We start from the raw sequence: 26060 nt of genomic DNA, 5'->3' as shown, positions 1-26060 counted from the left end.
GTCGAGCCCCGATAATCCCCGCACCCTTCCCTGCGAGACGCCGCCATGCCCCACCTGCCCAGCCCCCGGGACGAACACTTCCTGCGCCACGCCATCGCCCTCTCCCGCCAGGTGCGGGACAAGGGCAAACACCCCTTCGCCGCCCTGGTGGTGGATGCCGAAGGGCGCATCATCGCCGAGGCGGGCAACGATTCCCTGCCGCCGGAAGGCGACCCGACCCGCCACGCGGAGCTGGTGGCCGCCGCCCTGGCCGCCCGCCACCTGCCCCCCGAGGTGCTGGCCGGCGCCACCCTCTACAGCAGCGCCGAGCCCTGCGCCATGTGCGCCGGGGCGATCTACTGGTGCGGCATCGGGCGGGTGGTGTATGCCCTGTCGGAGCACGCGCTGCTGGGCCTCACCGGCGATCACCCGGAGAACCCCACCTTCTCCCTGCCCTGCCGGGAGGTGTTCGCCCGCGGGCAACGCCGCATCGAGGTGATCGGGCCGGCCCTGGAGGCTGAAGCCGCCGCCGTCCATGCCGGCTTCTGGACGCCACACAGCGGACTTGCCGAGTAGAATCCCGGCTTCCATTTTTGCCTGGCAGGCTCGTCCCTGCGCCCTCCCCTATGACCAGCCTGACCTCCGTGACGCAACTCCCGCAGACCCACATCTTCCGCAAGGGCGACGTGTTCGTGCTGTTCGGTGAACTTTTCGGGCGAGGCTACGCCAGCGGCCTCGTCCATGAAGCCCGCCAGGCGGGCATGGAGATCATCGGCATCACCGTCGGCCGACGCGATGAGAACAATGCCCTGCGCCCCCTCAACGACGAAGAGCTGGCCGCCGCCGAGGCCGGGCTGGGGGGCACCATCATCAACGTGCCGCTGATGGCCGGCTTCGATCTCGACGCCCCCGCCGGCGAACCCACCCCCACCGAACTCCTGGGCGCCCTGACCCTCAAGACCTGGACCGAAGACAAGCTCGACTGGGCCCACATCGAGAAATGCCGCCAGGTCGGCATCCAGCGCTTCAAGGACGCCGTGGCCCAGGTAATGGCCAAACTGGAAGGCATGATCGCCGACGGCCGCAATGTCTACTTCGCCCACACCATGGCCGGCGGCATCCCCAAGGCCAAGGTCTTCCTGGCCATCGCCAACCGCGTCTACAAGGGCAAGGGCGAGCGCTTCCTGTCGTCCCAGGTTCTCCTCGACAGCGACCTGGGCAAGCTCATCCTGCAAAACTTCGACGAAGTCTCGGCCAACAGCTTCCAGTACCTCATCGAGGGCAGCGCCGCCCTGCGCCAGCGCATCGAAGCCTCCGGCGGCCAGGTGCGCTACTCGGCCTACGGCTACCACGGCACCGAGATCCTCATCGACGGCCGCTACCAGTGGCAGACCTACACCAGCTACACCCAGGGCAAGGCCAAGATGCGCCTGGAAGACATCGCCCGGAACGCCTGGGCGCAGGGCATCAAGGCCACGGTGTATAACTGCCCGGAGATCCGCACCAACTCCTCCGACATCTTCGTCGGCGTCGAGCTGCCGCTGATCTCCCTGCTCTACGCCCTCAGAAAGGAAAACGGCGGCGCCTGGGCCGAGGCCCAGTGGCAGGCCTGCAACGCGCTGCTGGCCGACGGCCACAGCGTGGAAGAGGTGCTGGCCAAGGTGGATGCCTTCCATGGCAGCGAGGTGATGCAGGGCTTCCGCGACTTCCCCGCCTGGCCCATGCCCAACAGCCAGGCCCTGGCCGACTTGATGATCGGCATTTCAGACGACATCGTGCAGATGCACGCCGACCGCAAGGCCCTCATCACCGACCTGCTCAGCAGCCTGGTGCTCGAAGCCACCGGCCCGCTGATGTTGCGCGAAACCTCCGCCCCGGCCGGCCCGGTGCTGTGGCTCAACCACGACATCATCGCCCGCCAGCTCAACCAGCTCCACGCCTGAACGGCTGGCGGCGCTCGCCTCAGGCGGCGGCTGGCGGCGGCTTGCGCATCGCCGCCAGCTTCACGTAGAGCGTGCTGCGCGAAATGCCCAGGTTGCGTGCCGCCATCGACAGATTGCCACGGGCATCGGAAACGGCGGCGCAAATGGCCGCCCGCTCCATTTCGGCCAGACGGCCGGCCGCCATCGCCGGCGTCACCTCGCCCCCGGCCAGCACCACATTCATCGAAGCCGCGGCGATATGCGGCGGCAACAAGCTGCCGTCGATGTGCTGACCGTCGCTGAGTGCAAACATGGCCTCGAAGACGTTCTGCAATTCACGGATGTTGCCCGGCCAGCGATAGCGCAGCAGGTGACACAAAAGCTCGGGCGCCAGGTTTTTTTGTGGGCACCCGTACTTCTCGGCAAAGCGCTGGTTGAGGTGGGCGATGATGCCGTCGATGTCATCGGGGCGCTCGCGCAGCGGCGGCAGATTGAGGCTGACGACGCACAGCCGGTGAAATAGATCTTCCCGGAAGCGCCCGACGCCGGCATCCGTCTGCAAGTCACGGTTGGTGGCGGCGATGATGCGCACCGCGACCTTGCGCTCCCGGGTATCCCCCAGGCGCACCACCACCCCGTCCTGCAGCACGCGCAGCAGGTGAGGCTGCATGTCGAGGGGCATTTCTCCGATTTCATCGAGAAACAGCGTACCGCCGTCGGCCTGCTCGAACTTGCCGGGCAAGCCACCGCGGCGGGCACCGGTAAAAGCCCCCTCGCTGTAGCCAAAAAGTTCGCTGGCCAGCAGTTCCCGGGTCAGGGCGCCACAATTGACGGCGATGAAAGGGCCTTCGGGCTTGCTGCTGGCCTTGTGGATGGCCCGGGCAAAGACCTCCTTGCCGGCACCGGTCTCGCCGAGCAGCAGGACCGGCAGATCAAGGGGGGCGATGCGCCGTGCCCGGGCCTTTGCCGTGACGATCGCCGTGCTGGTACCGATGATCTCGGCAAACACGTCCGGCTCCGGTTGCCCCTGCCCATTGAGTGCCGGCATGCTGACCGTCTGATGTCTCGGGACGCCCAGGGGGATGGCCAGCAGGGTGCCGAGTTCCCCATCGCGGGACGAAACCGGATACAACCACTCCGGGCGCAGCCAGCCCGGAGCGCAGCGACGGCGATCATCGGACGAAAGGCCCAGATTGAGCGCCGGCACCTGACTGCCGGCTTCGAAGGGCAGGCGCACACCATACATCTCGCGGGCCTGCTGCATGCTTCCGCTGGTCTTCACGATCCGGCCACGATGGTCAAACAGCACCACGCAGTCATTACCATGCCGGCTGAAGCCATCCATCGCATGCTGCAGCAGGCGGCCGTGGGCTTCCGCATCACGCCGCGCCAAAACCCCCTCGATCTGTTTGGCGGCAGAGATCACCAAACCCAGCGTATGACCATGAAAGGTCTCCTTGACGCCCGAAACGTCAACCACACCAAGCAGGGTCCTGCCCAGCGGGTCGAGGATGGGCGCGGCGGCGCAGGTCCATTGCTTGACGTCGATGCAGTAGTGCTCGCTGGCGTAGATCTGCACCGGCTCGTGGGTAGCGATGGCGGTGCCGATGGCATTGGTGCCGATCCGCTCCTCGCTCCAGCAACCGCCGGGCGCCAGATTGATCTGCTCACCAGCGTTGCGCGCGCGGGACTCGCCGTTGAGATCAAGGATGATGCCACTGGGGTCGCTGAGCATGATCAGAGTGCCCGACTCCCGCAGGATTCCGCGCAGGTTCTCGAGCACCGGACGCGCCGCCTCGTAGAGGTCACACGCACTCTCGCGCAGCAGGCGGACCTGATCGCCGCTGGCCGCCGGAGCACCACCGCAGGCCGGGTCCACGGCCTCCGAACGGCTGCGTCGCCAGGAGTCGAGGACGACGCTGCGCACGCTGCTACCGGGCAGGGGGCGGTTCAGCAGGAAGCGCTCCCAAGAACTGGCCACGACCTGCTCGTCAGTGGTACGCGGAATCAGGAAATTGCTGTTGGGAGTCACGTTGCTTGATGGCTGACGCCTGAATACCTGCGATGGAGGAATGGGTTTACCGAAACGTAACCGTAGCCGCCAGCATTTGAAATGTCAATAAAAGTCCTTTTATATCAATGGCTTGTGCGCCGCAACAAAAGCAACTTGGAGTGTCCGGATTCCGGACACTCCTGGAAATCCGTCAGGATCCAGGACATTTTTCCCGCCTTCGCCGGACAGCGGCCCCCGGCCGCACCTTCTTTCCAAACCGATGATTCATAGGCAAATTTTGCCGGAATGAAGTTTTTTCGGCGGGCTGGCCCGCCCCTTGCCATGAGGTCTGTGTGGGCTCACTCACCACAACACACCAATGACAGGAGGCAAACATGGAAAGCCAGCAGTCAAACGTACAGGTGATGGGAATCGATGCCGGCGGCACGATGACCGACACCTTCTTCGTCCGCGCCGATGGGCGCTTCGTGGTCGGCAAGGCGCAAAGCAATCCGGGCGACGAATCCCTCGCCATCTACAACTCGTCGGTGGATGCCCTCACCCACTGGGGCCGCGAGGTGGATGAGGTCTACCCGGAACTGGTCACCTGCGTCTATTCCGGAACGGCCATGCTCAACCGCATTCTCATGCGCAAGGGCCTCGACGTCGGCCTGATCTGCAACCGCGGCTTCGAACAGCTCCACTCCATGGGCCGCGCCCTGCAGAGCTACCTGGGCTACGCCCTGGAAGACCGCATCCACCTCAACACCCACCGCTACGACGAGCCGCTGGTGCCGGTGTCGCGCACCCGCGGCGTCACCGAACGCACCGACGTGCAGGGACGCATCGTGATCCCCCTGCGTGAGGACGAGGTACGCCAGGCCACCCGCGAGCTGGTCGAAGCCGGCTCCCAGGCCATCGTGATCTGCCTGCTGCAGTCCCACAAGAACGAAGCCAGCGAGCAGCGCGCCCGGGACGTCGTGCGGGAGGAGCTGAAGCGCTTGAAGTCCGACATCCCGGTGTTCGCGTCGGTGGACTACTACCCCTCGCGCAAGGAAAGCCACCGGATGAACACCACCATCCTGGAGGCCTACGGCGCCGAACCCTCCCGCCAGACCCTGAAGAAGGTCAGCGACCGCTTCAAGAAGCACGGCGCCAAGTTCGACCTGCGGGTCATGGCCACCCACGGCGGCACCATCAGCTGGAAGGCCAAGGAGCTGGCCCGCACCATCGTCTCCGGCCCCATCGGCGGCGTGATCGGCTCCAAGCTGCTGGGTGAATATCTGGGCGACGAGAACATCGCCTGCTCGGACATCGGCGGCACCAGCTTCGACGTGGCCCTGATCACCAAGGGCAGCTTCGCCATCAAGTCCGACCCCGACATGGCCCGCCTGGTGCTGTCCCTGCCCCTGGTGGCGATGGATTCGGTGGGTGCCGGCGCGGGCAGCTTCGTGCGCCTCGACCCCTACAGCAAGTCGATCAAGCTCGGCCCCGACTCCGCCGGCTACCGGGTCGGCACCTGCTGGCCGGAGAGCGGGCTGGACACGGTGTCGGTGTCCGACTGCCACGTGGTGCTGGGCTACCTCAACCCCAACAATTTCCTGGGTGGCGCCATCAAGCTGGACGTACAGCGCGCCCGCGACCACATCAAGGTGCAGATCGCCGACCCGCTGGGCCTGTCGGTGGAAGACGCCGCAGCCGGCGTCATCGAACTGCTCGACCTGACCCTGTCGGAATACCTGCGCGCCAACATCAGCGCCAAGGGCTACAACCCCGCCGAGTTCACCTGCTTCTCCTACGGCGGCGCCGGCCCGGTACACACCTACGGTTACACCGAAGGCGTCGGCTTCAAGGACGTGGTGGTGCCTGCCTGGGCTGCGGGCTTCTCGGCCTTCGGCTGCGCCTGCGCCGATTTCGAGTACCGCTACGACAAGTCGGTGGACCTGGGCGTCGCCCAGTTCGCCCCCGACGCCCAGAAGGCCGCGGCCTGCACCACCCTGCAGGCCGCGTGGGAGGAGCTGGCGGTCAAGGTCATCGACGAGTTCGTCAATAACGGCTTCAAGGCCGAGGATGTGCTGCTGATCCCCGGCTACAAGATGCAGTACATGGGCCAGCTCAACGACCTGGAGATCGTCTCCCCGGTGAGCAGCGCGGGCACCGCCGCCGACTGGGACAAGATCGTCGACAGCTTCGAGACCACCTACGGCCGCGTGTATGCCAGCTCCGCCCGTTCGCCGGAGCTGGGCTTCTCGATCACTGGCGCCATCCTGCGCGGCATGGTCGTGACCCAGAAGCCGGTGCTGCCCGAAGACCCGGACGCCGGCCCGACGCCACCACAAGAGGCCTTCCTCGGCACCCGTCCCTTCTACCGCCACAAGCAGTGGGTCGAAGCCACCCTGTGGAAGATGGAAGCGCTGAAAGCCGGCAACCACATCACCGGCCCCGCCATCATCGAATCCGATGCCACCACCTTCGTCGTGCCCGATGGCTTTGAAACCACCATCGACAAGCACCGCCTGTTCCATCTCAAAGAAGTGAAGTGAGGAGACCAATCATGAACATGATGAGCAACAAGGAAATCGGCGTCGGTAACCTGCTGTCCAGCGGCCTGACCCTCAAGCAGCACCGCGACGCCATCATCGAGCGCACCCAGGCGAGCGGCTACTACAACGGGCTGGAGAAACTGGAGCTGCGCGACAGCGACCCGATCGGCTACGAAAAGCTCTTCTCCAAGCTGCGCGGCGGCCTGGTGCATGCCCGTGAAACCGCCAAGAAAATCGCCGCCAGCCCCATCGTCGAGCAGGAGGGCGAACTCTGCTTCACCCTCTACAACGCCGCCGGCGACTGCGTCCTGACCTCCACCGGCATCATCATCCACGTCGGCACCATGGGCGCGGCGATCAAGTACATGATCGAGAACAACTGGGAGGCCAACCCGACGATCAACCCCGGTGACATGTTCACCACCAACGACTGCGCCATCGGCAACGTCCACCCCTGCGACATCGCCACCATCGTGCCGATCTTCTGGGAAGGCAAGTTGATCGGCTGGGTCGGCGGCGTCACCCACGTCATCGACACCGGCTCGGTGACCCCGGGCTCCATGTCCACCGGCCAGACCCAGCGCTTCGGCGACGGCTACATGATCACCTGCCGCAAGACCGGCGTGAATGACGAGCCCCTGCGCGACTGGCTGCACGAATCCCAGCGCTCGGTCCGCACCCCCAAGTACTGGATTCTCGACGAGAAGACCCGCATCGCCGGCTGCCACATGATCCGCGAGCTGGTGGAGGACGTGATCCGCGCCGACGGCCTCGACGCCTACATGAAGTTCTCCCACGAGGTCATCGAGGAAGGCCGCCGCGGCCTGATGAGCCGCATCAAGGCCATGACCCTGCCCGGCAAGTACCGCAAGGTGTCCTTCGTCGATGTGCCCTACAAGCACGACGACGTGCAGGTCTCCAACGCCTTCGCCAAGCTCGACTCGATCATGCACTCGCCCTGCGAGATGACCATCAAGCCCGACGGCAAGTGGCGGCTCGACTTCGAGGGCGCCAGCCGCTGGGGCTGGCACACCTTCAACGCCCACCAGGTGGCCTTCACCTCGGGCATCTGGGTGATGATGTGCCAGACCCTGGTCCCCACCCAGCGCATCAACGACGGCGCCTACTACGCCACCGAGTTCCGCCTGCCCAAGGGCACCTGGTGCAACCCGGACGACCGTCGCACCGGCCACGCCTATGCCTGGCACTTCCTGGTCTCCGGCTGGTCCGCCCTGTGGCGCGGCCTCGGCCAGTCCTACTTCAGCCGCGGCTACCTGGAGGAGGTCAACGCCGGCAACGCCAACACCTCCAACTGGCTGCAGGGCGGCGGCATCAACCAGGACGGCGAGATCCACGCGGTGAACAGCTTCGAGGCCAGCTCCTGCGGCACCGGTGCCTGCGCCGTCAAGGACGGCCTCAACCACGCCGCCGCCATCTGGAACCCCGAAGGCGACATGGGCGACATCGAGATCTGGGAGATGGCCGAGCCGCTGCTCTACCTCGGCCGCAACGTCAAGGCCAACTCCGGCGGCTACGGCAAGTACCGGGGCGGCTGCGGCTTCGAGACCCTGCGCATGGTGTGGAACGCCCAGGACTGGACCATGTTCTTCATGGGCAACGGCTTCATGAACAGTGACTGGGGCATGATGGGCGGCTACCCCTCGGCCACCGGCTACCGCTTCGAAGCCCACAAGACCGGTCTCAAGGAGCGCATCGCCATCGGCGATTCCCTGCCCCTGGGCGGCGACCTCGACCCGTCCCGCCCGGACTACGAGCGCCACCTGGACGCCACCGCCGTGGTCAAGCGCGACAAGCAGTGCATCACCACAGAAGACTGCTACGACAACCACGACCTCTACCTCAACTACCTGCGCGGCGGCCCCGGCTTTGGCGACCCCATCGACCGGGAGCCGAAGGCCATCGAGAACGACCTCAACCAGAAGTTCCTGCTGCCCGAGTACGCCCAGAAGGTCTATGGCGCGGTGTTCTCCCAGGACGCCAAGGGCGTGTTCACGGTCGATCCGGCCCGCACCCAGGCCCGCCGTGCCGAGATCCGCAAGGAACGCCTGGCCCGCGCCCTGCCGACCCGCGAGTGGATGAAGGAAGAGCGCGAACGCATCCTCAACAAGCACGCCGCCGTGCAGGTGCAGCACATGTTCGCCACCAGCTTTGCCCTGTCCGAGAAGTTCACCAAGCAGTTCAAGGACTTCTGGAACCTGCCGGCCGACTGGCTGGTGCGGGAGGAAGAGCTGGGCGTGCCGACCTACGGCGCCAAGCACCGCATGGACCTCTCGCTGATGCCCGACGTCACCACTGTCGTTCAGGTCGAAGAATGACCGCCCGCCCCACCAACACCCCGAATCAAGGAGCACGCAATGTCATACACGAATGAACAGGTCAGCCATCTGGTCGAGGGCACGCTGGACTGGGAAACCACCTTCCGCATGCTGTCCATGCCCAAAGACCAGAGCCGCTTCGAGCAATACCTGGCTGCCCTGCAGGCCAAGGTCAGCTTCAAGGACCGCATCGTCCTGCCCCTGGCCCCGCACATGTACATCGTGCAGTCGGCCACCACCAAGCAGTGGATCATCAAGTGCGACTGCGGCCACGAGTTCTGCGACTACCGGGAGAACTGGAAGCTGCACGCCTCCATCTACGTGCGCGACACCGAAGAAGCCATGACCGAGGTCTATCCCAAGCTGATGGCTCCGGACACCCAGTGGCAGGTCTACCGGGAGTACTACTGCCCCACCTGCGGCACCCTGCACGACGTCGAGGCACCGACCCCGTGGTACCCGGTGATCCATGACTTCGAGCCGGACATCGAAGCCTTCTACAAGGAATGGGTGCACCTCCCGGTGCCCGAGCGCGCCGACTGAGGCCGGCCCAGGCCTGAACCGGAGCGGCGGCGCCCAGTCGCCGCTCCACCGGGCCCCCATCCAACAGCACATCGGGGACTGCACCCAATGAACAAGGTATTCCCAACGAGTGACGCCGCCCTCGACGGCCTCCTCTTCGACGGCATGACCATCGCCGCCGGCGGCTTCGGCCTGTGCGGCATCCCGGAGAACCTCATCGCCGCACTCCTGCACGCCGGCACCCGAGACCTGACCATCATCGGCAACAACGCGGGGGTGGACGATTTCGGCATGGGCCCGCTGCTCAAGACACGGCAAGTCAAGAAGGTCGTCGCCTCCTACGTGGGCGAGAACAAGGAGTTCGAACGCCAGGTCCTGGCCGGCGAACTGGAGCTGGAACTGGTACCCCAGGGTACCCTGGCCGAAAGGCTGCGGGCCGGCGGGGCCGGCATCCCGGGTTTCTACACCCGCACGGCCTTCGGCACCCGCCTCGCCGAAGGCAAGGAAAGCCGCTGCTTCGACGGCCAGGACTATGTGCTGGAGCCAGCCATCCGCGCCGACCTCGCCATCGTCAAGGCCTGGAAGGGCGACCATGCCGGCAATTTGGTTTTCCGCAAGACGGCACGCAACTTCAACCCGATGGTCGCCACCTGCGGCTGCGTGACCGTCGCCGAGGTCGAGGAGCTGGTCGCACCGGGCGAGCTTGACCCCGACCAGATCCATACGCCCGGCATTTACGTGGACCGGATCATCCAGGGTTGCGGCTACCAGAAACGCATCGAATTCCGTACCACCGCGGGTGCCGCCGCCCCCGGCAAGCACGACCCGGTACGCGACGTCATGGCCCGGCGGGCCGCCCAGGAATTGCGCAACGGCTATTACGTCAACCTCGGGATCGGCATTCCGACGCTGGTCGCCAACCACATTCCCGAAGGCATCCACGTCACCCTGCAATCGGAAAACGGGCTGCTCGGTATCGGCCCCTTCCCACCCGCCAGCGAGATCGACCCCGACCTCATCAACGCCGGCAAACAGACCATCACCAGCCTGCCCGGCAGCAGCTTCTTCTCCAGCGCCGACTCGTTTGCGATGATCCGTGGCGGCCACGTGGACCTCTCCATCCTCGGCGGCCTCGAAGTGTCGGCCAGTGGCGACCTGGCCAACTGGATGGTGCCGGGCAGGATGGTCAAGGGCCCGGGCGGGGCCATGGACCTGGTCTCCGGCGTCGGGCGCGTGATCGTCCTGATGGAGCACACGGCAAAGGACGGGACACCCAAGATCCTCCCCCAATGCACGCTGCCCCTCACGGGGAAGGGCGTCGTGGACATGATCATCACCGACCTGTGCGTGTTCACCGTCGATGCCGAGCGGGGCCTGACCCTGAGCGAACTGCACCCCGGCGTATCGGTGGAGGAGGTCGTGGCCAGGACGGGTTGCGGCATCTCGGTATCGCCCGGCCTGATCGCCCCACGCTCATAAGACTTTTCCCATATCCCGTATACGGCGCCACCGGCAGCAGGAGTCCAAACCATGTGTTAACTTGAAACCATACCGACACGCCGGCTGCAACGAGCCCGAACCATGAGCCATCGTCCCATTCACTTCTACTTCCGCGGCGCGATCCGGCAGCTCGACGGCGTGGCGCCGACCCGTACGGTGCTCCAGTACCTGCGCGAGGATGCCCACGCCTGCGGCACCAAGGAAGGCTGCGCGGAGGGCGACTGCGGCGCCTGCACCGTCGTCCTCGGGGAAAGGGTGGACGGCCAGCTCCGCCTGCGGGCCGTGAATGCCTGCATCCAGTTCGTGCCCAGCCTGGACGGCAAGGCGCTGTTCACCGTTGAGGACCTGGACAGCCTGGGCATGACCGGACGGCTGCATCCGGTACAACAGGCCCTGGTGGACCGCCACGCCTCCCAGTGCGGCTTCTGCACGCCGGGCTTCACCATGTCCCTGTTCGCGCTGTATGAGAACCACCCGGAATGCCCGTCGCGCAACACCGTGTGTGACAGCCTGTCGGGCAACCTGTGCCGATGCACCGGCTACCGGCCCATCGTGGACGCCGTGCCTCTGGCCTACGCCCCGCCGCGGATAGGTGTGGATCGGGGCGCGGTGCTCGCCGCCCTGGACGAGCTGGCCGCCCTGCCGGCCCTGGAGTATGTCGGCGCGGGACGCCGCTTCAGCGCCCCCAACAACCTGCCGGCCCTCGCCGCGGCCCGGCTGGCCGCCCCCGACGCGCGCCTGCTGGCCGGCTGCACCGACGTGGGCCTGTGGGTCACCAAGCAGCTGAAAGACCCGGGCGACCTGATCTACCTGGGCGCTGTGGAGGCGCTGAAAGCCATCCGCAGCGACGCGGCCGGGCTGTTCATCGGCGCCGGCGCCAGCCTCACCGACGCCTTCGCGGCCCTCACCACCTTCGCCCCCGCCTGGGCCGGGCTGGCCCGCCGCTTCGCCTCCCTGCCCGTGCGCAACGCCGGCACCCTGGGCGGCAATGTGGCCAACGGCTCGCCCATCGGCGATGCCATGCCCGGCCTCATCGCCATGGGCTGCGAGATCCTGCTGCAACAGGGCGAGCGCCTGCGCCGCATGCCCCTGGAGGACTTCTACCTCGCCTACCAGAAGACGGCCCTGGAGGCCGGTGAGTTCGTGCTCGGGCTGCAACTGCCACCGCAACCCGCCCATCGTCACTTCCGCACCTGGAAGGTCTCCAAACGCGAGGATCAGGACATCTCGGCGGTGTGCGGTGCCTTCATCGTGGACGTGAGCGACGGCCACATCAGTGGTGCCCGCATCGCCTTCGGCGGCATGGCCGCCACCCCGCTGCGGGCCCGCGCCACCGAGGCCTTCCTGCTCACCCGGCCATGGAATGAGGCCACGGTGACGGCCGCCGCCGAAGTGCTGGCCCACGAATACACGCCCCTCTCCGACATGCGGGCGTCGTCCGCCTACCGCAGCCGGGTGGCCGCTGGCCTGTTGCAACGCCTGTGGCTGGAATGCGGCGGCGCCATCACAGCCCCCCGCAGCCTCGCCGACCTGGAGGACGCCCTGTGAACGCCCCGGACACCGCCACAGCCGCCATCGGCGCCGGCCTGCCCCACGAAAGCGCCCACCTCCACGTTACCGGCCGCGCCACCTACGTGGACGACATCCCCGTGCCGGCCGGCACCCTGCACGCCGCCTTGGGCCTGTCCACCATCGCCCACGGCCGCCTGCTCAAGCTGGACCTGAGTGCCGTGCGCAATGCCCCCGGCGTGCGTGACGTCATCGTCGCCGCCGACATCCCCGGCATCAGCGACTGCGGGCCAGTCAAGCACGACGACCCAATCCTGTGTGCCGGCGAGATCCTCTTCCACGGCCAGCCCCTGTTTGCCGTGGCCGCCGACAGCCACGACGCCGCCCGCCGCGCTGCGCGCCTGGCCCGGGTGGACGTGGAAGCCCTGCCGGCCCTGCTCACCGCCGAGGCCGCGGCCGAAGCCGAATCCTGGGTACTGCCGCCAGTCGAGGTGAAGCGCGGCGACACCCCCGCCGCCCTGGCCGCCGCCCCCCACCGGCTGCGCGGCACGGTGAACCTGGGCGGGCAGGAACACTTTTACCTGGAAGGCCAGATCGCCTGCGCCATCCCCGGCGAAGACCACAGCCTGCGCCTGCTCACCTCCACCCAGCACCCCACCGAGATGCAGCACATGGTGGCCCACGCCCTGGGCTGGCGGGTGCACCAGGTGATCGCCGAATGCCGGCGCATGGGCGGCGGCTTTGGCGGCAAAGAGAGCCAGTCGGCGCAGATCGCCTGCATCGCCGCAGTGCTGGCAGTGCGCAGCGGCAAGGCCGTCAAGCTGCGCCTGGACCGGGACGACGACATGCGCATCACCGGCAAGCGTCACGACTTCCACATCGAGTACGAAGCGGGCTTCGACGACACCGGCCGCCTGCTCGGCCTCAAGCTGCTGCTGGCCTCCCGCTGCGGCTTCTCGGCCGATCTGTCCGGGCCGGTGAACGATAGGGCGATCTTCCACGCCGACAACGCCTACTACCTGGATGCGGTGGACATCCTGAGCCTGCGCGGGCTCACCCACACCGTCTCCAACACCGCCTTCAGGGGCTTTGGCGGCCCCCAGGGCATGTTCGCCATCGAGTCGGTGATGGACGACATCGCCCGCCACCTGGGGCACGACGCCCTGGCCGTGCGCCGGGCCAACTTCTACGGCGACAGCGCCGGCAAGCAGCGCAATGTCACCCACTACGGCATGCAGGTGGAGGACAACGTGATCGCCCCGCTGGTGGCCCAGCTGGCCGCCAGCAGCGACTACGCCACCCGTCGCGCCGCCATCGACACCTTCAATGCCACCAGCCCGGTCATCAAGAAGGGGCTGGCCCTGACCCCGGTGAAGTTCGGCATCTCCTTCACCGCCACCTTCTACAACCAGGCCGGGGCACTGGTGCATGTGTCCAACGACGGCACCGTGCTGGTGAGCCACGGCGGCACCGAGATGGGCCAGGGCCTGTACACCAAGATCCGCCAGATCGTCGCCCACGAATTCGGCCTGCCGGTGGAGGACGTGCGCCTGTCGTCCACCGACACCAGCCGGGTGCCCAACACCTCGGCCACCGCCGCCTCCAGCGGCACCGACCTCAACGGCAAGGCCGCCCAGGCCGCCTGCCAGGCCATCCGCGCACGCATCGCCGGCTTCGTGGCCGAGCGCCTGGGCGCGCCCCAGGAAGCCCTGCGGTTTGCCAACGGCCGCGTCACCGCCCCGGGCTTCGACGCCGCCTTTGGCGAAGTGGTGGCCGACGCCTACCGGGCGCGCATCCAGCTGTGGGACGCCGGCTTCTACAAGACCCCGAAGATCCACTACGACCCCGTCACCATGCAGGGGCGGCCCTTCTTCTACTTTGCCTACGGCGCCTCGGTGAGCGAGGTGGCCATCGACACCCTCACCGGCGAATCGAAGGTGCTGCGGGTGGACATCCTTCACGACGCGGGCCGCTCCATCAACCCGGCCATCGACATCGGCCAGATCGAGGGCGGCTTCATCCAGGGTATGGGCTGGCTGACCACCGAGGAGCTGGTCTATGCCAGCGACGGCCGCCTCGCCACCCACGCCCCCTCCACCTACAAGATCCCCGCCGTGTCCGACCTGCCCCGGGATTTCCGCGTGGCGCTGTTCGACAACACCAACGTGGAAGACAGCATCCACCGCTCCAAGGCCGTGGGCGAGCCGCCGCTGATGCTGGCCTTCTCGGTGTTCTTCGCCCTGCGCGATGCGGTGGCCGCAGCCCTCGGCCCCGGCGCCCGGCCCCAGCTCGACGCCCCCGCCACCCCCGAGGCCATCCTCAAGGCCCTGAGCGGAGGCGAGCTGTGACCCACACAGAGCTTCCCCACTCCCCCCGTCTGGAGGTGTCACCATGAACGACTGGTTACATACCCTTGCCAACTGGCTGGAGGCCGGTCAGCCGGCGGTGGTGGTCACGGTGGTGCGGGCCGACGGCTCCACCCCCCGCGAGGCGGGCGCCACCATGCTGGTGGGCCGCGCCAGCATCGTCGACACCATCGGCGGTGGCCACCTGGAATGGCTGGCCAGCACCACCGCCCGGGAGCTGCTGGTGGATGGCGGTGCACCGCGGCTGATGCGCTTCGCCCTCGGCGCCTCCCTGGGGCAGTGCTGCGGCGGCGTGGTATGGCTGGCCCTGGAGCGCATCGGCGTGGCGGAAGCCGACGTCTGGCGCACCCGGGCCGAGGCGGTGGCCGCTGGCGGCACCCTGCAGCGCCGCCTGCTGTCGGGTGACGAGGGCAGCCTGTGGTCCCTCTCCGACGCCGACCCCGGCCGCGGCGAGCCTGCCCAATTCTGGTCGGATGGCGGCCACTGGCAGTTCGAGCAGCAGGTGGCCAGCGAGCGCTTTCCGGTGATCGTGTTTGGCGCCGGCCACGTGGGCGAGGCCATCATCCACGCCCTGGCGCCCCTGGGCGCCCAGATCACCTGGGTGGACACCCGGGACGACATCTTTCCGGCGGCCGTCCCAGAGGGGGTGTTCACCGTGAATACCGATATCCCCACCACCGAGATCTACGACGCCCCGGCGGGCAGCTACTTCCTGGTCCTGACCCACGACCACAGCCTGGACTTCAGCCTCTGCGAGGCCATCTTCACCCGCCACGATTTTGCCTTCTTCGGCCTGATCGGCTCGCGCACCAAGCGCGCCAGCTTCGAGCACCGCCTGATCGCCCGCGGCCTGCCCACCGAGCGCCTGCCCGACATGACCTGCCCCATCGGCATCCCCGGCATCGACAGCAAGCAGCCCGGCGCCATTGCCCTGTCGGTGGCGGCCCAGTTGCTGCAGGTGCGCGAGGCGCGCCAGGCCGTGGCCCGGGCCGCGCGGCCGGTGGCCATCACCCCCTTCCTCTTGTCCGGAGCCCGCCCGTGAGCACATCCCCGCCCCCTTTCAGCGGCCCTCCCCGCGACACTGCACGCCTGGAACTGAGCGGCATCACCAAGCGCTACCCCAGCGTGGTGGCCAACGACGGCATCCACCTCAAGGTCGCCCCCGGCGAGATCCACGCCGTGCTCGGCGAGAACGGCGCCGGCAAGAGCACGCTGATGAAGATCATCTACGGGGCGGTGCAGGCCGACGCCGGCCAGATCCAGTGGAACGGGCGGGAGGTGGTCATCGCCAACCCGGCCGAGGCCCGCCGCCTGGGCATCGGCATGGTGTTCCAGCATTTCTCCCTGTTCGAGACGCTGACGGTGGTGGAGAACATCGCCCTGGCCCTGGACGAGCCTTTCGACCTGAAGGGCCTTGCCGAACGGGTCAGCGAGGTGTCCCAGCGCTACGGCCTGCCCCTGGACCCGCAACGCCTGGTACATAGCCTGTCGGTGGGCGAGCGCCAGCGGGTGGAGATCGTACGCTGCCTGCTCCAGGCCCCCCAGCTGCTGATCCTCGACGAGCCCACCTCGGTGCTCACCCCCCCGGCCGTGCAGAAGCTCTTCGAGACCCTGCGCCGCCTGTCGTCGGAGGGAGTCAGCATCCTCTACATCAGCCACAAGCTGCACGAGATCCAGAGCCTGTGCCACAGCGCCACGGTGATGCGCGGTGGCAAGGTTACCGGCACCGCCACCCCGTCCCAGGAGACCCCGGCCAGCCTGGCCCGCATGATGATCGGCCGCGAGCTGCCGGTGTGCGCGGTGCCGGCCTTTGCCGGCGAGGCCACGCCGGTGCTCAGCGTGCGCGGCCTCTCCCACACCCCCGACGACCCCTTCGGCACCGCCCTCAAGGACATCGCCCTGGAAGTGCGCCGTGGCGAGATCCTCGGCATTGCCGGCATCTCCGGCAACGGCCAGGCCGAGCTGCTGGCGGCCCTGTCGGGCGAGACCACCGGCCCCGCCAGCACCGTGAGCCTGGCCGGCACGCCGGTGGGCCACCTGGACGCCGGGCGGCGGCGCAAGCAGGGCCTGGCCTTTGTGCCCGAAGAGCGCCTGGGCCGCGGCGCGGTGCCCCCCATGAGCCTGGCCGACAACGCCACCCTGTCGGCCCACGGCCAGGGCCTGGTCAAGCACGGCCTGCTGCGCCCCAAGGCCGCCTGGGCCTTCGCCAAGACCTGCATCGAACGCTTTGACGTGCGCTGCGGAGGGCCCGGCGCAGCGGCGCGCAGCCTCTCCGGCGGCAACCTGCAGAAGTTCATCGTCGGCCGCGAGATCATGCAGAAACCCATCGCCATGGTCGTCGCCCAACCCACATGGGGCGTGGACGTGGGGGCAGCCGCCTTCCTGCGCCAGACCCTGATCGACCTGTCCCGCGAGGGGGTGGCCATCCTGGTGATCTCCGAAGAGCTGGAAGAGCTGTTCGAGATCTGCGACCGCATCGCCGTGCTGGCCGAAGGCAGATTGTCCGATGCCGTGCCCAAGGCACAAACCAATGCCGAGAAGATCGGCATGCAGATGTCCGGCCTGTTTGCCGACGCTCACGCCACCGACCGGGAGCCCGACCATGCCGCTGCTTGAAGCCCGCCCCACCCCATCGACGTCGATGCGCCTGCTGGCGCCCCTGATCGCCATCGGCCTGACCCTGGCCGTCGGCTCCCTGCTCTTCCTGTCCCTGGGCAAGAGCCCGGTCGAAGCCTTTGGCGTGTTCTTCATCCAGCCCCTGTCGTCGGGCAACGGCTGGAGCGAGCTGATGGTCAAGGCCGGGCCGCTGATCCTCATCGCCCAGGGTCTGGCCATCGGCTTTCGGGCACGCATCTACAACATCGGCGCCGAGGGCCAGCTCATCATGGGCGCCCTGGCCGGCGGCGGCGTGGCCATCGCCTTCGACGGGGTGGACGCCTGGTGGGTGCTGCCGCTGATGGTCATCGCCGGAGCCATCGGCGGCGCCCTGTGGGGCGCCATCCCGGCCCTGCTGCGCACCCGCTTCAACGCCCAGGAAACCCTCACCACCCTGATGCTGGCCTACGTGGCCACCTTTGCCCTGTCCTACATGGTGAATGGCCCCTGGCGTGACCCGGAAGGCATGAACTTCCCCCAGTCCATCCTGTTTGGCGACCCGGCTCTGTTTACCCCCTGGTTCGAGGGCATGCGGGTGAATGCCTCGCTGCTCATCGCCGCCTTTGCCTCCCTGGCCTTCTGGTTCTTCACCTCCCGCAGCTTCCTGGCCTACCAGCTCACCGTGGGCGGGCTGGCCCCGGCTGCGGCCCGCTACGCCGGCTTCTCGGCCGATCGCACGGTGTGGCTGAGCCTGGTGCTGTCGGGCCTCACCGCCGGCCTGGCCGGGGTAGGCGAGGTGGCAGGGCCGGTGGGCCAGCTCAACCTCAACATCTCGCCGGGCTACGGCTTCGCCGCCATCATCGTGGCTTACCTGGGGCGGCTCAACGCCATCGGCATCGTGCTGGCCGGCCTGCTGATGGCCCTGCTCTACCTGGGGGGCGAGGCCGCCCAGGTGGCGTTGCAGTTGCCGGCGGCCATCACCGGGCTGTTCCAGGGGATGCTGCTGTTCTTCCTGCTGGGGGCCGACGTGTTCGTGGATTACCGCCTCAAGCCCCGGCCCAAGCCGGCCTACGCATGAGGGGCCGGCACTGCCCCTCCGCCCGACACCTGTATCCCCCCCCGGAGGCTCCATGCTCGAACATCTGATCCCCGTCCTCGCCGGCACCCTGGCCGCCGCCACACCGCTGATCTTTGCCGGCCTGGGCGAGCTGGTGGCCGAGCGTACCGGCGTCATCAACCTGGGCGTCGAGGGCATGATGCTGATCGGCGCGGTGGCCGGCTTTGCCGCGGCGGCCCACTCGGGCAGTGGCGCCCTGGCCGGCCTGCCTGCAGGCGCCATCGGCGGCGCCATGGCCGCGCTGATCTTCGCCGTTCTGTCCCTGTCGATGGCCGCCAACCAGGCGGCCTGTGGCCTGGCCCTGACCATCTTCGGCATCGGCCTGTCGGCCTTCATCGGCCAGCATTACGTGAGCTACAGCCTGCCCGGCCTGCCGCCCCTGGACATCCCCGGCCTGTCGGAGATTCCGGTGCTCGGCCCGGTGCTCTTCCACCAGGACGCCGTCACCTACCTGGGCCTGCTGAGCTTTGCCGGCGTGTGGTGGGTACTCAAAAGGACCCGCCTGGGCCTGATCCTCAAGGCAGTGGGCGAGGCCCCCGACGCCGCCCACGCCATCGGCTACCCGGTCATCGCCATCCGCTACGCTGCCACCCTGTTCGGCGGCGCCATGGCGGGCATCGGCGGGGCCTATCTGTCCACGGTGTATACGCCCCTGTGGGTGCAGAACATGGTCGCCGGCCGGGGCTGGATCGCGGTGGCCCTGGTGGTGTTTGCCGCCTGGAACCCGACCCGCCTGCTGCTAGGTGCCTGGCTCTTCGGCGGCGTGACCATCCTGCAATTCCATGCCCAGGGGCTGGGCATCGCGCTGCCGGTGCAGCTCCTGGCCGCACTACCCTATCTGGCGACCGTAGTGGTGCTGGTGCTGATCTCCCGGGACAAGCGGCTGTTGCAGCTGAACCTGCCGGCTTCGCTGGGGAAGCCGTGGATGCCGTGAAGATGGTGGGGGTCGAGTTCATTCGACCTGGGTGCGATGTGCCATTGCTGGTCGGCTTTCCGGTTATTTGCGTATCGTTGGCCGGGTCTCGGCCCGGCGGCCGACCTTCTTCTTTGTTGTACGACAAAGAAGAAGGCAAGAAAACGTACCCCGCTGTCGCGCCCCCTTCGGGGGTTCCCTCCTTCCGGCAATGCCGGGCGGGGTCTTCGCAAACTCGCCCTGCGGGCTCAAACATGCGAAGCCCTTTTTCCGCCCGTCATCACCTCCAGTCGGCGCGCCAGAGGGGAAAGGAAATGCAGGTGATCAAGGGCCAGTGCCCGACTCAATTTCCGCAGGGGCTCGGTGTATCCGAAAAGCCCGTTCCGACCCGCCGAGCAGCGCACCAGCAGGCGGGGAAGTCCGGCGCGGCTGTCTGAGCCCGAAGGGCGAGTTCCGCGCCGGCCGCCTGCTGGGAGCAGCGCAGGGCAGTCATTCGCGCAGCGAATGACCGGGGTGGCCGGGTCGCCTTTCTTGCCTTCTTCTTTGGCGAAGCAAAGAAGAAGGTCGCCCGCCGGGGCGAATTCCCGGCCAACGTAATGCAAGAAACCGGGAAATCCCCCGCAAGAACCCAAACGAAGAAGGCGATGAACACCAAAACCCTCCTCCTCCACCACGCCGACGTCCTCGTCACCATGGACGCCCACCGCCGCGAGATCCCCGACGGTGGGGTGTTCGTCCGTGGCGGGGTGATCGAAGCCGTCGGCCCCACGGCCGAGCTGCCGGATACGGCGGATGAAGTCATCGATCTGCGCGGCCGCATCGTGCTGCCCGGGCTGGTGAACACCCATCACCACATGTACCAGAGCCTCACCCGCGCCGTGCCCGGGGCCCAGGACGCCGAGCTGTTTGGCTGGCTGCAAACGCTCTACCCCCTGTGGGGCGGGCTGACGCCCGAGATGATCCGCGCCTCCACCCTCACCGCCATGGCCGAGCTGATCCTGTCCGGCTGCACCACCTCGTCCGACCACCTCTACATCTACCCCAACGGCAGCCGGCTGGACGACAGCATCGAGGCGGCGCAGGAGATCGGCATGCGCTTCCATGCCTGCCGCGGCAGCATGAGCGTCGGGCGATCGGCGGGCGGCCTGCCGCCGGACCATCTGGTGGAAGACGAAGCCGCCATCCTGGCCGACAGCCGCCGCCTCATCGAGACCTGGCACGACCCGGCCCGCCACGCCATGCTGCGGGTGGCCCTGGCGCCCTGTTCGCCCTTCTCGGTGAGCACCGACCTGATGCGCGAATCGGCCGTGCTGGCGCGCAGCTATGGGGTGTCGCTGCACACCCACCTGGCCGAGAACGACAACGACGTGGCCTACAGCCGCGAGCGCTTCGGCATGACCCCCGCCGAGTACGCCGAGAGCCTGGGCTGGGTGGGGCCTGATGTGTGGCACGCCCACTGCGTGAAGCTGGACGAGGCGGGCATTGCCCTGTTTGCCCGCACCGGCACGGGTGTGGCCCACTGCCCCTGCTCCAACATGCGCCTGGCCTCGGGCATCGCCCCCATTCCGGCCATGCGGGCGGCCGGCGTGGCAGTGGGCCTGGGGGTGGACGGCTCCGCCTCCAACGACGGCGCCGACCTGCTCGGCGAAGCCCGCCAGGCCATGTTGCTGGCCCGGGTGGGCCACGGCCCGGCGGCCATGAACGCCCGTCAGGCCCTGGAACTGGCCACCCTGGGCGGTGCCCGCGTGCTGGGCCGGGACGACATCGGCGCCCTCGCCCCGGGCATGAGCGCCGATCTGATCGCCTTCCGCGCCGACACCCTGGCCCTGTCCGGCGGCGCTGTGCACGACCCGGTGGCCGCCCTGGTGTTCTGCGCGCCGGAACAGGTGGATCTGAGCCTCATCAATGGCCGCCCGGTGGTGGTGGGCGGCATCCTGCAAACGGTGGATCTCGGTCGCGTGGTCCATCACCATAACCGCCTTGCCCGCCAGCTCGCCGAAAGCCACTAAATCCATGTCCGAGAAGCACGCCCTGGTCCGCGGCCAGATCCTCCACTACCTCAATGACCCCGGCCCGGCGGACGACCCTGCCGCCTGGGAGTTCTTCGACGACGGCGCCCTGTGGATCACCAACGGCCACATCCGCGCCGCCGGCCCCTGGGCCGCCATCCGCGCCAACATGCCGCCGGATGTGCGCGCCGCGGCCACCTTCCACGACCACCGCGGCAAGCTGGTGCTGCCCGGCCTGGTGGACACCCACATCCACTACCCCCAGGCCGGGGTGATCGGCTCCTACGGGCGCCAGTTGCTGGATTGGCTCAACGACTACACCTTCCCCGCCGAAAGCCGCTTTGCCGACTACACCGTGGCCGAGAAGACCGCTGCCTTCGTGGTAGACCGCCTGCTCGCCCACGGCACCACCACCGCCTCGGTATTTGCCACCGTGCATGCCCACTCGGTGGATGCCTTCTTCCGCGCCGCCGAGGCAAAAGACCTGCGCATGCTGTGCGGCAAGGTGCTGATGGACCGCCACTGCCCCGACACCCTGCGCGACACGGCTGAATCGGGCCGCGCCGACAGCCAGGCCCTGATCGAACGCTGGCACGGCAAGGGCCGCCTGGGCTACACCCTGACCCCGCGCTTCGCCCCCACCTCCACCCGCGAACAACTCCAGGCCACCGGCGAACTCTTCGCCTCCCGCCCCGACCTGCACCTGCAGACCCACCTGGCCGAGAACCGCGCCGAGATCGACTGGGTGCGGCAGCTCTTCCCCGAGCGCAGCAGCTACCTGGACGTCTACGCCCACTACGGCCTGCTCGCCCCGCGCACGATCTACGGCCACTGCATTCACCTCTCCGACGCCGAGCGCCGGCAGATGGCCGCCAGCGGCGCCGCCGCCGCCTTCTGCCCCACCTCCAACTTCTTCCTCGGCAGCGGCGCCTTCGACTACGCCGCCAGCACCGCCGCCGGCCTGCACGTAGGCCTCGCCACCGATGTGGGCGGCGGCACCGGCTTCAGCCTGATCCGCAGCCTCGGCCAGGCCTACGAGGCCAGCCAGATCCACGGCACCCCGCTATCCGCCATGCGCGGCTGGTATCTCGCCACCCTGGGCGGCGCCCGCGCCCTTTACCTGGACGAGCACATCGGCAACTTCCAGCCCGGCCACGAAGCCGACTTCACCGTCCTCGACTGGACCGCCACGCCGGAGCTCGCCTGGCGCATGGACAACACGCGCAGTCTGGCGGAGAGGCTGTTTGCGTTGATGATTCTGGGGGACGAGCGATGCGTGGTGGCGACGCATGTGATGGGGGAGCGGGTGGGGCCGGGCTGAGGTCGGCAACAGAGCTCCTGGCAGGAAGATTGCCTTACGATGGGGCCGATGGCACATTGGCGCCCGTTCCTCCCGGCAACTACATCATGCCCCGCCCGCAGCCCATTCTCACTGTCGACGCCGTTCTACTGACCCTCGAGGACGGCCAGCTCAAGGTCGCCCTGCATGAGCGCTCGGCAGATCCCTTCAAGGGCATCAAGGCCCTGCCAGGGGGCTTCGTCCATCCGGAGGAGGATAGCTGCGCCCTCGACACCGCTTATCGAGTCCTTCGCCAGAAGACGGGCTTCATACCTCGTCATCTGGAACAGCTCTGCGTGTTCTCCGGCCCGGAGCGCGATCCCCGAGGCTGGTCAGTCAGCATCGCCTTTGTGGCCCTGTCCCCCATCGAAGCGCTGCGCAGTAGTGGCTCACCCGTGTTCAGCTACGCGCGGGTGGACGCACTGCCCGAACTGGCCTTCGATCATCGGGAGATCGTCGCCCAGGCGGTCCAGCGCCTGCGCAGCAAGGCGGGCTATTCATCCCTGCCCTGCGCGCTGCTGCCCGAACGCTTCACCCTCCGGGAGCTGCAGGAAGTCTATGAACAGGTGCTCGGGCAAGCGCTGGACAAGTCCAGCTTTCGTCGCAAGATTGAAGAACTCGCTTTCGTGACGCCCAGCGAGGAATTCACTGCAGGCACCCACCGCCCGGCCCGGCTGTACTCCTTCCAGGGCTACACGGCCTTCGACCGCAGCCTGACCACCCGCAAGTAGAACACTGACGGCATCCACCCTTTCCGTAGCACCTGAAAGCAAGAGAAAATGACGAACGAATATCTTTAATCTAGTTAGTTGCAAATTACAACTAACTAGATTAAAGTGCAAACCACTTAGTTGCACATCGCAACTAACAAAGGAGTCGCCGTCATGCTTTCTGTTGAACTTCGCTACCCTCGCAGCACGCAAACGCTCTGTCAGTGCGTTCCGGAGGTTTTCCGTTTTCCGGGTGGAGAGATCCAGGTGCGTCTGGCCATCGATCCGGAAGGCCTCTCCGCAATCCGCATTCACGCCCTGCTGCGCAGCGCGGACGACGTCATGGCCTTGCTGCTGCTGACCAATGCCCTGCGCCAGCAGGCCGGCGGGCAGACGCCCATTGATCTGGACATGCCCTACATTCCCTATGCCCGCCAGGACAGGGTCTGCAATCCGGGCGAAGCCCTGTCGATCAAGGTGTTTTGCTCACTCATCAATGCCCAGGACTATCGCACCGTCACCGTCACCGACCCCCACAGCGACGTGGCCCCGGCCCTTCTGGACCGGGTCCGGGTACGGGATGTATCTGTGTTCGTGCAGCAAGTGCTGGAAGACCCTGCCTTCAAGAACGGGGTGACGCTGCTGGCACCCGATGCGGGCGCCCTGCGGCGAGTTCAGGATCTGGCACGCCGGTTGGGCATTGATCAGGTGGTCTCCGCGCGCAAGCAGCGCGACCCACGGACAGGGCGCATCACAGGCCTGGAGCTGGCCGCGCCCCTGCCGCCGACGCACCCCGTGCTGGTGGTGGATGACATCTGCGACGGCGGCCGAACCTTCCTGGAGCTTGCTGCCGCGATGCCTTTCATACCGGAAGGCGGACGCTTCCTCTACATCACCCACGCCATTTTCAGTCAGGGGCCAGCAGCACTCCTCGCCGCCTATGACAAAGTCTTCACCCCCTACGACTGGACCAACTCCCGTGTCCCGGGCCTGGTCTCCCTCACCCAAGGAGCCTGATCATGTACTCGCTGTTCGCACCGACTGCCCTGGATTTCTACAAGACCGGGCACATCTTCCAGTATCCCCAGGGCACCACCGAGGTTTACTCCAACTGGACACCCCGCTCGGACCGGCTTGCACCTGTCATCCGGGAGAGCCTTGACGGCCTGCCGGCCTTCGACGGGAGGGTGGTGTGGTTTGGCCTCCAGGCCTTCATGCAGGCCTTCCTGATCGATAGCTGGAAGCAGAGCTTCTTCGACCAAGCTCGCGACGTGGCAGTACGCCGTTACAAGCGACGCATGGACACCGCACTGGGTGACGGTGCAGTACCGGTCACCCACATCGAGGCCTTGCACGCGCTGGGCTATCTGCCGGTGGAAATTCGCGCCCTGCCCGAAGGGAGCCTCATTCCCATGCGCGTACCCGCCCTCACCATCGTGAACACCTTGCCGGAGTTCTTCTGGGTGACCAATTACCTGGAGACGGCCATGAGTGCCGAACTCTGGAAAGCATCGACCGTGGCCACCATCGCCCGGGAGTTCCGTCGCCTGTTCGAGCACTACGCGGCGCTCACGGGCACGCCCGCCGAGTTCGTACCCTGGCAGGGCCACGACTTTTCGATGCGGGGGATCGACGGCATCGAGAGGGCGATGGTCAGCGGCGCGGCTCACTTGCTGTCCTTCACCGGCACCGACACGGTATCGGCCATCGACTTCCTGGAGGAGTACTACGACGCCGATGCCGAGGCCGAACTCATCGGCGGCTCCGTACCGGCAACGGAACACAGCGTGATGTGCATGGGGCTCGAAGCCTCCGAGCCAGACACCATCCGACGGCTGATCACCGAGGTCTATCCGGCGGGCATCGTGTCCATCGTGAGTGACACCTGGAACTTCTGGAAAGTCATCACCGAATGCGCAGAAGCCTTGCGCCCGGAGATCCTCGCCCGACGCCCGGACGCCCTGGGCAACGCGAAGGTTGTTTTCCGCCCAGACAGCGGCGATCCGGTGCTGATCCTGTCCGGCCTAACGACAACCGTCATCGACACCGCCGAGGAGGTTGATCAGGTGAGTACTGAAACTGTCTGCCTGGCGGGCCGCTACTTCGTGGTGGAGCGGAAAGACGGAAAAGCACTGTTGGGAGCCCGGGTTTCGGCTGCCGAAGTAAAAGGGGCCGTTGAATGCCTGTGGGACCTATTCGGCGGCAGCCTGACGGCTACCGGCCATAGGCTTCTGAACCCGCGGGTCGGCCTGATCTACGGCGATTCGATCACACTGGAGCGCGGCCAGCGCATTCTGGCCCGATTGGCCGCCAAGGGCTTCGCCTCGGGCAACGTGGTGTTCGGCATCGGCTCCTACACCTACCAGTACCTGACCCGCGACTGCTTCGGGTGGGCCATGAAGGCCACCGCCGGCATCGTGAACGGGAACGTACGGGAGTTGGTCAAGGATCCGGTGACAGACAACGGCACCAAGCGCTCGGCGCAAGGTTATCTGCGGGTCGACATCGACGACGGGCGCTATGTTCTCCGTGATCGACAGGTGCGCCAAGACAGCCTGCTGGGCGAACTGTGCCCCGTCTTCCGGGATGGCCGCATGCTGGGCAAGACCACTTTGGCGGAGATTCGCGCCCGGCTTCGGGAAGCTGATTGAGCAGGCGCCTGGCCTCCGACATGCCATGACGTCGGAGGCCAGGCGATCCGCCGCCT

18 protein-coding genes and 1 pseudogene are annotated in these 26060 nt (G+C 67.2%); 18 read left to right on the top strand and 1 reads right to left on the bottom strand.

Annotated features, from left to right (window positions below; all coding sequences use genetic code 11):
• The first annotated feature begins 45 nt into the window (after positions 1-45).
• Positions 46-555, top strand: a complete 510-nt coding sequence (locus PHI64_RS08120) for a nucleoside deaminase (protein WP_299881321.1) — start codon at positions 46-48, stop codon at positions 553-555.
• A 50-nt stretch (positions 556-605) separates the two neighbouring features.
• A complete protein-coding gene (locus tag PHI64_RS08115; RefSeq protein WP_299881319.1) occupies positions 606-1922 on the top strand; it encodes a hypothetical protein in 1317 nt (438 codons plus the stop codon).
• A 19-nt stretch (positions 1923-1941) separates the two neighbouring features.
• On the opposite strand, the gene PHI64_RS08110 is transcribed toward PHI64_RS08115, so the two are convergent.
• Entirely contained in the window at positions 1942-3882 is a 1941-nt protein-coding gene (locus PHI64_RS08110) for a sigma-54-dependent Fis family transcriptional regulator (RefSeq protein WP_299881316.1), read from the bottom strand.
• A gap of 407 nt (positions 3883-4289) precedes the next feature.
• Between PHI64_RS08110 and PHI64_RS08105 the strand changes: the two genes are divergently transcribed.
• From PHI64_RS08105 to PHI64_RS08035, 16 genes and pseudogenes are all read left to right on the top strand, one after another.
• Positions 4290-6437 carry a hydantoinase/oxoprolinase family protein gene (locus PHI64_RS08105; protein WP_299881313.1) on the top strand — a complete coding sequence of 716 codons (2148 nt, stop codon included), beginning with the start codon at positions 4290-4292 and terminating at the stop codon, positions 6435-6437.
• 11 nt (positions 6438-6448) lie between these two features.
• A complete protein-coding gene (locus tag PHI64_RS08100) occupies positions 6449-8773 on the top strand; it encodes a hydantoinase B/oxoprolinase family protein (RefSeq protein WP_299881310.1) in 2325 nt (774 codons plus the stop codon).
• Between the two features lie 39 nt (positions 8774-8812).
• Positions 8813-9316 (top strand): acetone carboxylase subunit gamma, encoded by a 504-nt coding sequence (locus PHI64_RS08095; protein WP_299881307.1) that lies wholly within the window; start codon positions 8813-8815, stop codon positions 9314-9316.
• Between the two features lie 87 nt (positions 9317-9403).
• Positions 9404-10078 (top strand): annotated as a pseudogene (locus PHI64_RS23570) (CoA transferase subunit A); the annotation flags it as partial.
• Positions 10079-10135: 57 nt separating this feature from the next.
• Positions 10136-10774, top strand: a complete 639-nt coding sequence (locus tag PHI64_RS23565) for a 3-oxoacid CoA-transferase subunit B (RefSeq protein WP_366945158.1) — start codon at positions 10136-10138, stop codon at positions 10772-10774.
• Positions 10775-10876: 102 nt separating this feature from the next.
• Complete coding sequence (xdhA, locus tag PHI64_RS08085; protein ID WP_299881301.1) at positions 10877-12343, top strand: xanthine dehydrogenase small subunit; 1467 nt, start codon at positions 10877-10879, stop codon at positions 12341-12343.
• Positions 12340-14652 carry a xanthine dehydrogenase molybdopterin binding subunit gene (gene xdhB / locus PHI64_RS08080; RefSeq protein WP_299881298.1) on the top strand — a complete coding sequence of 771 codons (2313 nt, stop codon included), beginning with the start codon at positions 12340-12342 and terminating at the stop codon, positions 14650-14652. Before xdhA ends, xdhB begins: the two co-directional genes overlap by 4 nt.
• 43 nt (positions 14653-14695) lie before the next feature.
• Positions 14696-15712, top strand: a complete 1017-nt coding sequence (xdhC, locus tag PHI64_RS08075; protein ID WP_299881294.1) for a xanthine dehydrogenase accessory protein XdhC — start codon at positions 14696-14698, stop codon at positions 15710-15712.
• Entirely contained in the window at positions 15709-17286 is a 1578-nt protein-coding gene (locus PHI64_RS08070; protein ID WP_299881291.1) for an ABC transporter ATP-binding protein, read from the top strand. Before xdhC ends, PHI64_RS08070 begins: the two co-directional genes overlap by 4 nt.
• Positions 17273-18343, top strand: coding sequence for an ABC transporter permease (locus PHI64_RS08065; protein ID WP_299881288.1), 1071 nt, complete (start codon positions 17273-17275; stop codon positions 18341-18343). The genes PHI64_RS08070 and PHI64_RS08065 overlap by 14 nt, the downstream gene beginning before the upstream one ends.
• A gap of 52 nt (positions 18344-18395) precedes the next feature.
• Positions 18396-19316: an ABC transporter permease gene (locus PHI64_RS08060; RefSeq protein WP_299881285.1), complete on the top strand. Its 921-nt coding sequence runs from the start codon at positions 18396-18398 to the stop codon at positions 19314-19316.
• Between the two features lie 623 nt (positions 19317-19939).
• Complete coding sequence (locus PHI64_RS08055) at positions 19940-21304, top strand: 8-oxoguanine deaminase (RefSeq protein WP_299881282.1); 1365 nt, start codon at positions 19940-19942, stop codon at positions 21302-21304.
• A gap of 4 nt (positions 21305-21308) precedes the next feature.
• Entirely contained in the window at positions 21309-22625 is a 1317-nt protein-coding gene (gene guaD, locus PHI64_RS08050) for a guanine deaminase (protein ID WP_299881279.1), read from the top strand.
• 86 nt (positions 22626-22711) lie between these two features.
• Positions 22712-23374, top strand: a complete 663-nt coding sequence (locus PHI64_RS08045) for an NUDIX domain-containing protein (RefSeq protein ID WP_299881276.1) — start codon at positions 22712-22714, stop codon at positions 23372-23374.
• Between the two features lie 153 nt (positions 23375-23527).
• Positions 23528-24370, top strand: coding sequence for a phosphoribosyltransferase family protein (locus PHI64_RS08040; protein ID WP_299881273.1), 843 nt, complete (start codon positions 23528-23530; stop codon positions 24368-24370).
• A gap of 2 nt (positions 24371-24372) precedes the next feature.
• The gene (locus PHI64_RS08035) at positions 24373-26004 is read left to right on the top strand and encodes a nicotinate phosphoribosyltransferase (protein ID WP_299881270.1); all 1632 of its coding nucleotides are present in this window, start codon (positions 24373-24375) and stop codon (positions 26002-26004) included.
• Positions 26005-26060 lie beyond the last annotated feature (56 nt).

This window comes from Zoogloea sp. (assembly GCF_028689785.1).
GTDB lineage: Bacteria > Pseudomonadota > Gammaproteobacteria > Burkholderiales > Rhodocyclaceae > Zoogloea.
The sequence above is the reverse complement of the archived record's forward strand: the minus strand, read 5'-3'. Positions and strand labels throughout refer to the sequence as shown.

Coding starts and splice junctions, on each gene's coding strand:
- xdhA (WP_299881301.1), top strand. CDS start 10,877: ATGAGCCATCGTCCCATTCACTTCTACTTCCGCGGCGCGATCCGGCAG.
- PHI64_RS08100 (WP_299881310.1), top strand. CDS start 6,449: ATGAACATGATGAGCAACAAGGAAATCGGCGTCGGTAACCTGCTGTCC.
- PHI64_RS08105 (WP_299881313.1), top strand. CDS start 4,290: ATGGAAAGCCAGCAGTCAAACGTACAGGTGATGGGAATCGATGCCGGC.
- PHI64_RS08115 (WP_299881319.1), top strand. CDS start 606: ATGACCAGCCTGACCTCCGTGACGCAACTCCCGCAGACCCACATCTTC.
- PHI64_RS08055 (WP_299881282.1), top strand. CDS start 19,940: ATGAACACCAAAACCCTCCTCCTCCACCACGCCGACGTCCTCGTCACC.
- PHI64_RS08035 (WP_299881270.1), top strand. CDS start 24,373: ATGTACTCGCTGTTCGCACCGACTGCCCTGGATTTCTACAAGACCGGG.
- PHI64_RS08060 (WP_299881285.1), top strand. CDS start 18,396: ATGCTCGAACATCTGATCCCCGTCCTCGCCGGCACCCTGGCCGCCGCC.
- xdhC (WP_299881294.1), top strand. CDS start 14,696: ATGAACGACTGGTTACATACCCTTGCCAACTGGCTGGAGGCCGGTCAG.
- PHI64_RS08065 (WP_299881288.1), top strand. CDS start 17,273: ATGCCGCTGCTTGAAGCCCGCCCCACCCCATCGACGTCGATGCGCCTG.
- PHI64_RS08045 (WP_299881276.1), top strand. CDS start 22,712: ATGCCCCGCCCGCAGCCCATTCTCACTGTCGACGCCGTTCTACTGACC.
- PHI64_RS23565 (WP_366945158.1), top strand. CDS start 10,136: ATGGCCCGGCGGGCCGCCCAGGAATTGCGCAACGGCTATTACGTCAAC.
- PHI64_RS08040 (WP_299881273.1), top strand. CDS start 23,528: ATGCTTTCTGTTGAACTTCGCTACCCTCGCAGCACGCAAACGCTCTGT.
- guaD (WP_299881279.1), top strand. CDS start 21,309: ATGTCCGAGAAGCACGCCCTGGTCCGCGGCCAGATCCTCCACTACCTC.
- PHI64_RS08095 (WP_299881307.1), top strand. CDS start 8,813: ATGTCATACACGAATGAACAGGTCAGCCATCTGGTCGAGGGCACGCTG.
- PHI64_RS08120 (WP_299881321.1), top strand. CDS start 46: ATGCCCCACCTGCCCAGCCCCCGGGACGAACACTTCCTGCGCCACGCC.